Here is a 12124-nt window from a genome sequence, read left to right on the forward strand (position 1 = left end):
GAAATTTTTATTTTACCATATTAAACTTTTGCATCAGCTAAAACAAGGGCAAAAAGAACAGAAATTTTGTTTTTTTCTAAAAATTTTTTAGCTTCCAATAAACTAGAACCCGAAGTTACAATATCATCAACTAAAATCACAGGATGAGAAATTCTTTTTAAAAGTTTAAAATTTCTTTTATTTTTTTGCCTATATGTCAAACTCTTTCCGGAATATTTTAAAGAATTTTGAAAATGTAAAGCTCCAAATACAGGCTTAATGAACTTAGTTTTTAAGTATTTAGCTAAAATGGCTGAATGAGAATAGAGTAAATTTTCCACCCTATCATCTAAGGCTATAACATTGATTTTTTCATCAGGAGAAAAGAAATTTTTAAATTTAGCAAAACTAAGCTTTGCTAAAAAATGAAAAACAAAATAACCATAAAAATGATGTTTGGAGTGTAATAAATGTTTTATCTCGTGATATTTATAAAAAGAATACACTTTAAAATTATCCTCAAGAACTCTTATCCCTAAAGAAAATTCAGATAATTCTTGAGAACAAACATCGCAAAAACAAAGCAGAGTAAAACCTCCGCAATTTAAACATTTCAAAGCTCTGAAATAATGCTTGCTGCTTTATTAGCCATTTGTTTTATAAGTAAATGTGTATAAAATGGAACGTCTTTTAAATTTTCAAAACCTTGTACATCTTGTTTTGTGCGTAAGGTAAATTTTCTATTTTTATTAACATCGCTTAAATTTAAAACTCCAACAAGTTTTGAATGCAACCCTGTTCCATCTTGTCTTGCACTGTATTTTGAAAAAGCAAGATCAATTTTAGTCACATAAGGAGAATCCGCGCTATTATCGTCAAGCACTACAATGCCTCTAGCTTGAAGTTCTTGTTTTAAATAAACATAAAAAATAGCATTAAAATCTAAATCTACATACAATTTTTGATTTTTCGCAAAAAATACCTTTTGCTCCTCTTTTAAATCATAAAAACGATGCAAATATACTTTTTTCAAAGCCACCGCAGTATCTAGAGTGCGTTTGTTAGCACAACATTGAATTCCAATATCACTGATATATAAAAGACCTTTTATTTTAGCTTCATAACCACTCGGGCTTTCACAAGGACTGCACGCTGAATCTTTAGAAATTTGATTAACTTGATCAAAAGTATTCTTGCTAGCACAAGAATTCAAAAACAGAGCAGCAAGCACAAAAAGCAAACACTTTTTAATCATTTTTTCTCCTTAAATTTATTATAAAAAATTATTTTTCAAGCATTGTATTAAAATTATCAACAAATTTCAAGTGCAATTTAAAAATAAGTTCAATTTAAAAAATTAATCAATTTTTAAAACACTTAAAAAGGCTTCTTGAGGTAAATGAACTTTACCGATAGCCTTCATTCTTTTTTTACCCTCTTTTTGCTTTTCCAAAAGCTTTCTTTTTCTAGTAATATCCCCGCCATAACATTTTGCGGTTACGTTTTTTCCCATAGATTTAACCGTTTCTCTTGCAATGATTTTATTTCCTATACTTGCTTGAATAGCAACTTCAAAAAGCTGTCTAGGAACGATTTCTTTCATCGCACTTACAAGCTCTCTTCCTTTACTAAGCGCTTTTTCATTTGGCACGATAATGCTTAAAGCATCGACATTTTCTCCCGCTACTTTAATATCAAGCTTAACCAAATCTCCAACACGAAATTCAATCGGCTCATAATCAAAACTTGCATATCCTTTAGTTAAAGATTTCAATTTATCATAAAAGTCCATCACAATTTCATTTAAAGGCACATCGTATTCCAATAAAACACGTTCAGGTGTGATATAGTCCATCTTCACCTGCATCCCTCTTTTGCGATTTAAAAGAGTGATTAAATTTCCTAAAAACTCACTCGGAGTGATAATTGTAGCTTTAACATAAGGCTCTTTAATATGATCGATTTTATTAACTGGTGGGAGTTCGCTAGGGTTTTGAATTTTCAAAAGCTCTCCATTGGTTTGATAAATTTCATAAGTTACCGTTGGAGCTGTAGCAATGAGATCAAGATTGAATTCTCTTTCTAATCTTTCTTTAATAACCTCCATGTGCAAAAGACCTAAAAAACCAACCCTAAAGCCAAAACCTAAAGCCAAAGAAGTTTCTGGCTCGTAGGTAATGGAACTATCATTAAGTTTTAATTTATCTAAAGCATCTCTTAAATCCTCAAATTTATCCGTTTCTATAGGGTAAAGTCCTGCAAATACAAAAGCCTTTGCTTTTTCAAAACCCCCTATAGCTTCTTTAGCTTTATTTTTAGTTAAAGTGATGGTATCTCCAACTTGCACATCGCCAACAGTTTTAAGTCCCAAAACGACAACTCCAACCTCGCCTGATTTTAAACTTTGCGTTTTGATTGGATTTAAAGGATGGGGATAAAAAAGATCTTGGACAATATGCTTTTTATTTGTACTCATTACCAAAACTTCATCATTTTTAGAAATTTGTCCTTCATAAATTCTCACTAAAGCCAAAGCACCCAAATAATTATCAAACCAAGAATCATAAATTAAAGCTTTAGTAGGAGCTTCATTGTCTATTTTTGGTGCTGGAATTTTAGTGATAATCGTTTCTATAAGCTCTTTTATTCCCGAACCTGTTTTAGCACTCACACAAATTGCATCTTTGCAATCTATACCTATAATATGCTCAATTTCATGTTTAACTTTTTCTACATCCGCATTTGGAAGATCGATTTTATTGATAACTGGGATAATCTCAAGATTATTTTCAAGAGCGATATAAACGTTGGCTATGGTTTGTGCTTCAACGCCTTGAGAAGCATCGACTACAAGCAAAGCTCCTTCGCAACTTGCCAAAGATCTGCTTACTTCATATGAAAAATCGACATGACCTGGAGTGTCGATCAAATTTAAAATATATTTTTGATTATTAAAGGTGTATTCTAAACGAACAGATTGGGCTTTTATTGTAATGCCTCGTTCTTTTTCTATATCCATAGTATCCATAACTTGAGCACTCATTTGCCTATCGCTAATAGCTCCACATTCTGAAATGATTCTATCTGCTAGAGTGCTTTTTCCATGATCAATATGCGCTATGATTGAAAAATTTCTAATATTTTCCATTGTCTTCCTAAAAAATATACTTTTTAAAATTTTAGCAAAAATATTTTTCAGAAATGATTAAATTTAATCTTAACATAGATGTGTATTTTTATTTTTTACCAAATTTTAAGTATAATCATCTTTAAAATATTAAAAGGTTATCAATGCTTGTCAATAAAACTTATGAAATTTCTTCTTGTGATGATGTAGAGCTTAATATTAAAAGAACTTCAAAACTAGAATATCGTATGACTTATGATGATGAAAAAGAAATGAAAGCTATAGTTTTTATTGCGTATGGATATGGAGCTAATGCTAATATTTCTTTTTTAGACTTTGATAGAGAATATATCGCTAAAAAATTTGATGTCGTTGTGGTGAATGTTTTTTATCATTGTTTTTGTCAAAGAAGATCGAATGAAGAAAAGTATAGTGCTACAACAATGTTTGTAGAAGATGATTTGCAAAATTTAAAAAAGGCTTTAGAAAATATTGGCATAAATACATATGATTTAAATATTTACAATGCAGATAATTATTATCAAATCCTAAATCAAACAATATCAAATTTAAAATCAAATAACCAAATTCCACAAGATTACAAAGCTTGCTTTACTTCAACTTTTATCCCTCCTAATGATGAATATCAAAACTATGGCATTATGGCTGCTATTGATCATATCAATGCCTTAAAAGATATTGTTAAAAATTATCCACAATTTGCAAATTTACCAAAGATCTACGGGGGGGGGTCATACGGAGCAAACTTATCTTTGCTTATAGCCAAAATTGCTCCTTGGTATGTAGATGGTGTGATTGATAATTCAGGAGGAGCTTTGCCTGGACTTGAATATTTATTTGGAAAAGAATTATTAAAATTTGAGTATACTTTTAATGATCCAAATACAATTGTAGGATGTAGCACTAGAACCCATTGGACAAGAAAAGATCCTAATTCTCCTTATTATTTTAAAGATGAAAATTATATGATAAGAGCGATTTTAAATTCTTCTCATCTTATTCTTGGGGCTAATGCTAATCCAAATATAATTTATGTTTCTTATCACAGCACTAAAGATATTAATACTCCTGCCAAAGATAAAATAGAACTTTATAAATGTTTAAAACAACTTAATCTTGATGCAACTTTACATTTAATCCAAGATGAAAAGGATATCGATGGTAAATATATTAAAAGTTTGAAACATGGTATGAGGTTAAATAATAGAACTTTATTTGAAAAAGAACTCCCTTTAATGCTTGAAAAATTAAAAGATAAAAAATTCCCTATGAAAGAAAATTCTATTTCTTATCCTTGCAAAAATAAGGTTTTTAAATTTAAAGATGAAGGGGATAAATTTAAGCTAGAAATTATTTAAAAGATAAAAAATTTTTATCCCAAATTTAACTTTATATTAGATTTTTTAACTTGTTTAAAATAAATTCAAACAAGTTAATCTTTCATGGCAAGTTCTAACATTTGCTTAATGCTCTCAAAGCTTTCAAAATACATAGGTCGCATAAAATCAGAATCTAAAGTTTTATTATAATGTTTTTCAATTTCATTGATTAAATTCATTACATCTAAACTATCGATGATATTATCACTAACCAAATTTTGCATATTCTCATCAACATCAGCTCTACCTATATTGATAAAAAACTGCTTAATCTCTTCCATTTTCCCTCCTTAAAGTTCTTTATAATAACCCCTATCAATCTTACCATTTTGATTGAGTTTAAAACCATCGATTCTTTTAAAATGTTTGGGTATCATATAAAGAGGTAATTTATCTTTTAAAAACATTCTAAAATCAATTTCTTCTTTACTCTCATAAAAACAAATGATCTCTTCTTTAAAAATACAAGCAGAGTTTCTTACTTTATCATGAGAATTAATAATACTTTCTATTTCTCCTAGTTCTATTCTATGACCCATGTATTTGATCTGATTGTCAGCTCTTCCATAACACAATAATTCTTCAAATTCATTATAAGCAACAATGTCTCCTGTTTTATAGACTAAGTCTAAATAATTATCATGTAAAGGATTTTGTAGAAAAGCTTTTTTAGTTTTTTCTTTATCATTGTAATATCCTAAAGATAAAGAAGTTCCTCTTATATATAATTCTCCTTTTTTGCCTATTTCTTTAGGACTTATATAATTCATATTCTCATCAAAGACTAAAAGTTCTGTATTTTTACAAGCTTTACCTATAGGTAAGAGTTCATCATCTTTGAAAGGGCGGTTGATGATGTAGTAGGTGCATGTTCCAGCAATCTCGGTTGGGCCGTAAAGATTGATAAATTTAGCCTCCTTAAGATGATTTTTCCAAATATTTAAAGTTTTGGTAGGCATAATCTCACCCACCCAAGCTACAGTTTTTAAAGAATCAAGTCTATATTTATCTAAAGCATTTCCTTTACAAAGATGGGTTAAAACTGAAGGTATCCAAGAAATAGTAGTGATTTTTTCTTTTTCCATATAAGAAAAAATTTCATTTGGAAAAGCAAAGACATGATTAGGGATGATGTGTAAAGTTGCACCCACTTTTACACTTGAAAAAATATCTCTCACAGAAGCACTAAAATAAAACGGAGTTTGATTAAGTAAAGAATTTTTAGAATCAATCTCCAAAATTTCATAAATTTTTAACGTATAATCAATCACACTCTTGTGAGCTATACTTACTCCTTTAGGAATTCCAGTGCTCCCACTGGTAAAAAGTACATAAAGTAAATTAGTATCGATATGGTTTTCTTTAGCCTTAGTGATTAGATTTTCATCGATATTAAAATTTTTAAAATTTTCTGTATAAAGAGTAGGTAAATTTAAATCTAATTTTAATTCTTTAGAAGTGATTAGAAGTTTTGGTTTTAAAACTTCTATAACTTTTTCTATTCTTTCTTTAGGACTTTTTTCATCTAAGAGTGTATAAAAGTTTCCACTTAAGGCTACACCAAAAAAAGAAATCAAACAATCAATGCCTTTAGGTAAGATAATAAGAATGGCTTTTTGCAAAGGTAAGGTATTATTATCTAAAGTTCTTAAAATTTCACTAGCAACTTTTTTAGAATAAAGATCAAATTCTTTATAAGTGATTTCTTTTTTACCTTCTTTGGCAAAAGGTTCAACAAAGGCTATTTTTTCACTAAAGTTTTCAACGCTTTTTTCTAGGAAGTTATAGATGTGGGTGAGCATGGAAGAAAGCCTTTATGATGAAATTAAAATTTGATTATACTTAATATAAGCTTAATAAAAATTTTAATATCTTTTTATCATAAAAAATAAATAAATACTTCCTAGTAAAGTCGCTACAATACCCAAAGGAATTTCATAAGGAAATAAAATGATTTTAGATATAAAATAAGCTAAAAACATTAAGCAAATTCCAAGCAAAGCTGCCACAAAAAGTTGATTATAAAGCTTTTTAATACCCAATAATTTCATAATATGAGGAGCCAATAAACCCACAAAGCCAAAAGGACCTATACATAAAGCACTTAAAGCACAAGCAAGGGCACTTAAAACAAGAAAGATAATTCTAATTTTTACCACATTAAGCCCTACGCTTAAAGCACAATTTTCCCCTAAAGAAAAAATTTTTAAACTAGGATATAGCATATATAAAGCCAACAAAAAAATACCCGTATAAATTAATAAAAATAAACTTAAATTTTCATCTATATTAATAAGTCCTGCTTGAGTATAAGCTAAAAAAGTATAAGCTTTAAAATCTCCACTAGCTAGGAAAATTTTGCCCAAAGCATCTGCAAAAAACATTATAGCTATGCCTACAAGGATGATTTTTTGCATATTGATATTAAATTTAAAGCTTAAAAAAAATAAAAAGCATAAAACCGATAAAGCCCCTATAATAGCAAAAATTTGAACATACTCTAAAGAAAAACACAAAGCAAACAAGACGCCCAAACTTGCTCCAGAATTAATCCCTAGCATCTCAGGTGATGCCATAGGATTAAAACTCAATCTTTGCAAGATAAACCCAACCAAAGCTAACAAAACACCGCATAAAAGCAAAATAACAAGTTTATTTAATCTTAATGCTAAAATTTCATTCAATATATTTTTAAAACTCAAAGTTGAAAAATCAAAATATAAATTAAGAAAAAATAGCATCAAAACAAGTAAGATTAAACCTAAAATGATATATTTTTCCTTAAAATAAGAAAAAATATAAATATCATCATCGCTAAAATTTTCTTTTAGCATTTTAAAAACAGCAAAAATAAGTAGCGGAGATCCAAGCAATGCCAAAACTCCCCCTGTAGGCAAATCAACCCCTTTTGTAATTTGTAAAATTTGTAAAAATAAATCCACCCCAAACAATAAAAAAAAGCCTAAAAAACCACAAAGCAAAAACTCTTTTCTTGTGTTTTTTATCTTAAAAAATTCCACAAAAATACTCGCAAACAAACCTAAAAAGCTAATCACTCCTACAAAAGAAACCACCAAAGTGATAAAATAAGCACTCAAACACAAGGCAAAAAATTTAACATAAAAGATATTTTGCCCAACACTGCTTGCAAGCTCATCTCCTAAATTTAAAATTTTTAAATAAGGGATAAAAAAATACAAGCTAATTAACGCTATGCTAGAATAACAAAAAAGCTCTATAACATCTTTAAAACCATTTTGAGTAAAATAACCACTATTAAAAAGTAAAAAAGACTTGCTTTCCTCTGGATAAAAAAGAATCATCAAAGAACTTAAAGCGCCAAAAACCATCCCACTTATGAGACCTAAAAGGATGATACTTGTAGAATTTAAATGCTTTTTAAGCATAAAAATAAAAATTAAAAATAAAATTAAAAAAGCCCCTAAAAAGCCCATCAACACTTTTGAAATATTTAAAAAATCAGGAAAAAATAAAGTAGCGATTAAGATAGCAAAACTAGCACTTGGAGCCACACCTAAAGTTGTATCACTGGCTAAAGGATTTTGCATCACGATACGCAAAATCAAAGAAGAAAAAGCAAGTAAAAAACCGCACAATAAACACATAAAAAAACGGCTTAAATTATAATTTATAAAAACAAAAGAAAGTAAATTTTCTTGATCATATTTTTTTAAAAAATCAAATTCAAAAAAAAGAAAAATACAAAATAAAGCAATCAATACAAATATACATGAAAAAATAATTTTTTTCACTCAATCACCTTCAAAAGATCTTTAGCAAAACGTCTCATACTCATCAATGATCCCGCACTCCAAATAGGCTCTAATTCATTATAATCCTTAAAAATATTCATTTTTTGATAAAAAGGATTTTGCTTTAATTCTTCATCAAGCACAAAAGGAGTTGGCTTAATCACTATAAATTTTGTCTTTTTTGGAAGTTTTAAAAGATCTAAAAAACTTATGATATCAACGCCCCAAGCATTGTTTGTATTTTTATCATAAGCATTTTTTAAACCAAGTTGATCCAAGACCGCACCAAAAAGACTGTGTTTATTATAAATTCTTAAATGTTTTTTATCTATAAATTGAACTATAGCAATGGGTTTGGTATAACGTAATTTCTTTTTAGAAGTTTCAAAAAAGATTCTTGTATCGTCGATAAGATTTAAGGCTTCTTGCTTTTTATTTAAGAGAATTCCTATCTGTAAAACACCTTCGTTGATGCTAGAATACACATCTTTTTTATTTTGATAAAAATCAATAATTTTTATTTTATTTTTTAAAAGATAATTATCAATGCTAAATAAAGATGAAGTTATGATCAAATCAGGCTTTAAATTGATGATATATTCTATATTAGGCTGAACTCTAAGACCAACATCCTTTACATCTTTAGGCAAAGCAGGTTCTTTAACCCAAGTATTGTATATCCTTTTATCTCCAACCGCTAAAGGTTGATAATTTAACATCATCATTGTTTCAGCCATAGTCCAATCTAAAGCGATAATTTTTAATTCTTTAGCTTGTATAAATTCAAATAAAATTAAAAATAAAACAGCAATTTTTTTCATATCAAAAAAGCGCAATAGGAGATTTTCTCTTAGGATGCTCTATAATGTTAGCATCAATATTAAATATATCTTTTAATTTTTCTTCTTGCATAAACTCTTGCTTACTTGCATTAAAAATAACCCTTCCTTTTTTTAAAGCAATGATTTCATCACAATACAATGCCGCTAAGTTAATATCATGCAAAATCAGCACTATACCTACTTTAAATTCTTTATTTAATCTAGATATTAATTCCATCAATTCAAATTGATACACGATATCCAAAGCAGCCAAAGGTTCATCTAAAAATAAAAATTCGCTTTTTTGAGCCAAAAGCATGGCTAAAAAAGCCCTTGTCTTTTCTCCACCAGAAAGGGTATAAATTTCTCTATTTGACAAACTTAAAGTATTTGTCAATCTCATCACTTCTTCGATCAATCCTTCATCTTGATTTTTAAAAAACAATTTTTCATAAGAATAACGCCCCATTTTCACAAGTTCTTTTACGCTTAAATATCCTAAATTAGGCAAATGTTGCGGCAAATAAGCTATTTTTTGAGCTAATTTTTTTGAAGGAAGTTTCGCTATATCTTCATCATCAAAGCAAACTTTTCCAGAAGATGGTTTTAATTGTCTGGCTAAAATTTTCAATAAAGTAGATTTTCCTGAACCATTATGCCCCATAAGAGCATAAATTTTATCGTTTTCAAAACATAAATTTGTAGGATAAATAATATATTGATTTTGATTTTTAAAATTTACATTGCAACTTTTTATGAGTGCCATTACCCATCATATCCTCTTTGAAAAACTTAAGCTCGGATTATAACATAAAGAAAAATAAAAAATAAATAAAAAATAATTTTTCTTTAAATTTTAAAATTATATAATTCACATTTTGAAAGTCAATTTCATTATTATAATTAAAATTCAATTTGTTTTTACAAAAAAAGGAGATCTTGTTTTTATGAATAAAATATTCAATTCTTTTTTACTTATTTCAATAAGTGCAAGTTTAGCTTTAGCTAAAGAATCCTCTTATGAACTCGGCGCTGTTAGCGTTGTGGGATCTGTTGAAAAAGGAAGCCAAAGCGTGGATTATCTTAGTCCAAAAAGTGTTTCTGTGATCAGCTCTAAACAAATTCAAGAAGAAGGTGCAGAACAACTTGATGAAATCACTCGCTATGAAAGTGGTTTTGTTTCTCAAATTTATGGTGCGGATTTAGATACGACAGATTGGCTTAAATTAAGAGGGTTTGATGCAAGTTTGGTTTTAGACGGAACAGCAATTTACAAGGGTGGATATTTTGGATGGTCTCCTGATTTGTATGGTTTAGAAAAAATAGAAGTTGTTAAAGGGGCTGATTCTCTAAGCTATGGCTCTTCTCAAAGCGGCGGCGTGATCAATCTAGTCAGTAAAAGACCTCAAAAAACTCCTATAGCAGAAATTGGAGCTAAGATAGGAAATTTATCTCAAAATGGCTTATTTTTTGATGTTGGAGATAAGGCTTTTAATACAAACAGTAATTTTAGAATCGTAGGAAATTATTTTAGACAAAATGGACAGCTTGATGGAACTTGGCAAGAACATTACTATTTTGCACCAAGTTTAGCCATAGATATAAATGATGATACTTTTTTAACACTTCTTACAAGTTTTCAATACGATCAAGGAGTCCCTACAACCGGCTTTTTTCCTGTTTATGGAACCATCATTGATACACCGCAAGGAACAATTAAACCAAGTACAAATTTAGGATCGCCTTTGAGTGATTATCTAAAAAGAAAGCAATATTCCTTAGGATATGAATTCGTACATTATTTCAATGATGAATTAACTTTTATGCAAAATTATCGCTATAATATGGAAGATAAAAGTCAATTTGCTGTAAGTTTTTCAGCTTTAGATCCTGACAATCCTACTACAGCCACAAGAAGTTCTATCATCTTAGATGGTATAGCAAGAAGCCATACCTTAGATAATAGACTGATTTTAAAAAATAGCTACAAAGAACTTGAAAATACTCTTACAAGCGGAATAGATTATCAATATATCTACGTCAATGGAAAATATGGTTATGGAAGTGCAGACAAAGTCAATATCTTTGATCCTGATCATACTCCACAAATTAAAAGCAAAGTGCCTACGTATTTAGTAAAACAATCACAATTAGGCTTATATGTCCAAGATAGAGCTAAACTTTATGATAAATGGATTTTGGATCTTGGTATGCGTTTTGATAAAGCTAAAAGCAATGCAAAAAGCTTTGGAAGCAAAAGCGATTATAATGTCAATCACACAACCTTTCAAACAGGCTTAATGTATGTATTTGAAGATGTAGGATTGATGCCTTTTGTAAGTTATTCAGGAGCCTTTAGACCTATAGCTGGAAGCGATGGGGATGGTAAGGATTATAAGCCTTATGAAAGCAGACAATACGAAGCTGGTTTTAAATATCTTCCTTATTTTATCGATGGAGAACTTAATCTTTCTTATTTTGACATCCAAGAAAAAAATGCTCTAGTCAATGCCGATCCAAGTGCACCTATACCTGTATCCATACAAGCTGGAAAGCAAAATGCTAAAGGTTTAGAACTAAGCTCAAATGTGGCTTTAAGTGAAAGTATAGATTATACTTTAGCTTATACACATTATTTTCAAACTCACACCTCTTTAGATGCATTAAAAACCATAAGAACGCCAATGATGCCAAAAAATATTTTTGCCACTAAAATTTCTCATACCTTTAAAATCAATCATAAGCAAAATTTTAAAAGCAGTTTTGGAGTGCGCTATATAGGAAGTAGCACCGATGAAGCTGGAAATCCTAACATTAAAGTGTCTTCATACACACTTTATGATCTTGCCTTTAGATATAATTATGACAAATGGAATGTTCAATTAAATATCGATAATATCTTTAATAAAAAATATGTTAGTGGATGTTATTATTCTTGCTATTATGGCGAAGGCATCAAAGGAATTTTATCCGTTTCTTATAAATACTAATCACACTAAATTCTCTTAAGCTTAAGTATGTTAT

At 29.0% G+C, this 12124-nt stretch carries 10 protein-coding genes; 2 read left to right on the forward strand and 8 right to left on the reverse strand.

Annotated features, from left to right (window positions below; genetic code table 11):
• Nucleotides 1-20: 20 nt before the first annotated feature.
• From CQA75_RS01890 to lepA, 3 genes are all read right to left on the reverse strand, one after another.
• On the reverse strand, nucleotides 21-596 hold the full coding sequence (locus CQA75_RS01890; RefSeq protein ID WP_137623369.1) for a ComF family protein: 576 nt from the start codon (nucleotides 594-596) through the stop codon (nucleotides 21-23).
• Nucleotides 593-1234 carry an outer membrane lipoprotein MapA gene (mapA, locus tag CQA75_RS01895; RefSeq protein ID WP_137623370.1) on the reverse strand — a complete coding sequence of 214 codons (642 nt, stop codon included), beginning with the start codon at nucleotides 1232-1234 and terminating at the stop codon, nucleotides 593-595. Before mapA ends, CQA75_RS01890 begins: the two co-directional genes overlap by 4 nt.
• Nucleotides 1235-1336: 102 nt before the next feature.
• Nucleotides 1337-3127, reverse strand: a complete 1791-nt coding sequence (lepA, locus tag CQA75_RS01900; RefSeq protein ID WP_137623371.1) for a translation elongation factor 4 — start codon at nucleotides 3125-3127, stop codon at nucleotides 1337-1339.
• Nucleotides 3128-3270: 143 nt separating this feature from the next.
• On the opposite strand from lepA, the gene CQA75_RS01905 reads away from it, so the two are divergent.
• The gene (locus CQA75_RS01905) at nucleotides 3271-4485 is read left to right on the forward strand and encodes a DUF2920 family protein (RefSeq protein ID WP_137623372.1); all 1215 of its coding nucleotides are present in this window, start codon (nucleotides 3271-3273) and stop codon (nucleotides 4483-4485) included.
• 74 nt (nucleotides 4486-4559) lie between these two features.
• Here the strand turns inward: CQA75_RS01905 and CQA75_RS01910 are convergent, their stop codons facing one another.
• From CQA75_RS01910 to CQA75_RS01930, 5 genes are all read right to left on the reverse strand, one after another.
• Complete coding sequence (locus CQA75_RS01910; protein WP_137621509.1) at nucleotides 4560-4787, reverse strand: phosphopantetheine-binding protein; 228 nt, start codon at nucleotides 4785-4787, stop codon at nucleotides 4560-4562.
• A gap of 9 nt (nucleotides 4788-4796) precedes the next feature.
• A complete protein-coding gene (locus tag CQA75_RS01915; RefSeq protein WP_137623373.1) occupies nucleotides 4797-6308 on the reverse strand; it encodes an AMP-binding protein in 1512 nt (503 codons plus the stop codon).
• Nucleotides 6309-6371: 63 nt separating this feature from the next.
• A complete protein-coding gene (locus CQA75_RS01920) occupies nucleotides 6372-8279 on the reverse strand; it encodes an iron ABC transporter permease (protein WP_137623374.1) in 1908 nt (635 codons plus the stop codon).
• On the reverse strand, nucleotides 8276-9100 hold the full coding sequence (locus CQA75_RS01925) for an ABC transporter substrate-binding protein (protein ID WP_137623375.1): 825 nt from the start codon (nucleotides 9098-9100) through the stop codon (nucleotides 8276-8278). The genes CQA75_RS01920 and CQA75_RS01925 overlap by 4 nt, the downstream gene beginning before the upstream one ends.
• Before the next feature lies 1 nt (nucleotide 9101).
• Nucleotides 9102-9866, reverse strand: coding sequence for an ABC transporter ATP-binding protein (locus tag CQA75_RS01930; RefSeq protein WP_137623376.1), 765 nt, complete (start codon nucleotides 9864-9866; stop codon nucleotides 9102-9104).
• A 181-nt stretch (nucleotides 9867-10047) separates the two neighbouring features.
• Between CQA75_RS01930 and CQA75_RS01935 the strand changes: the two genes are divergently transcribed.
• Nucleotides 10048-12090, forward strand: a complete 2043-nt coding sequence (locus CQA75_RS01935; protein WP_137623377.1) for a TonB-dependent siderophore receptor — start codon at nucleotides 10048-10050, stop codon at nucleotides 12088-12090.
• Nucleotides 12091-12124: the final 34 nt, after the last annotated feature.

Source organism: Campylobacter taeniopygiae (assembly GCF_005406225.1).
GTDB classification, from domain to species: Bacteria; Campylobacterota; Campylobacteria; order Campylobacterales; family Campylobacteraceae; genus Campylobacter_D; species Campylobacter_D taeniopygiae.

Coding starts and splice junctions, on each gene's coding strand:
- CQA75_RS01925 (WP_137623375.1), bottom strand. CDS start 9,100: ATGAAAAAAATTGCTGTTTTATTTTTAATTTTATTTGAATTTATACAA.
- CQA75_RS01915 (WP_137623373.1), bottom strand. CDS start 6,308: ATGCTCACCCACATCTATAACTTCCTAGAAAAAAGCGTTGAAAACTTT.
- CQA75_RS01905 (WP_137623372.1), top strand. CDS start 3,271: ATGCTTGTCAATAAAACTTATGAAATTTCTTCTTGTGATGATGTAGAG.
- CQA75_RS01910 (WP_137621509.1), bottom strand. CDS start 4,787: ATGGAAGAGATTAAGCAGTTTTTTATCAATATAGGTAGAGCTGATGTT.
- mapA (WP_137623370.1), bottom strand. CDS start 1,234: ATGATTAAAAAGTGTTTGCTTTTTGTGCTTGCTGCTCTGTTTTTGAAT.
- lepA (WP_137623371.1), bottom strand. CDS start 3,127: ATGGAAAATATTAGAAATTTTTCAATCATAGCGCATATTGATCATGGA.
- CQA75_RS01930 (WP_137623376.1), bottom strand. CDS start 9,866: ATGGCACTCATAAAAAGTTGCAATGTAAATTTTAAAAATCAAAATCAA.
- CQA75_RS01935 (WP_137623377.1), top strand. CDS start 10,048: ATGAATAAAATATTCAATTCTTTTTTACTTATTTCAATAAGTGCAAGT.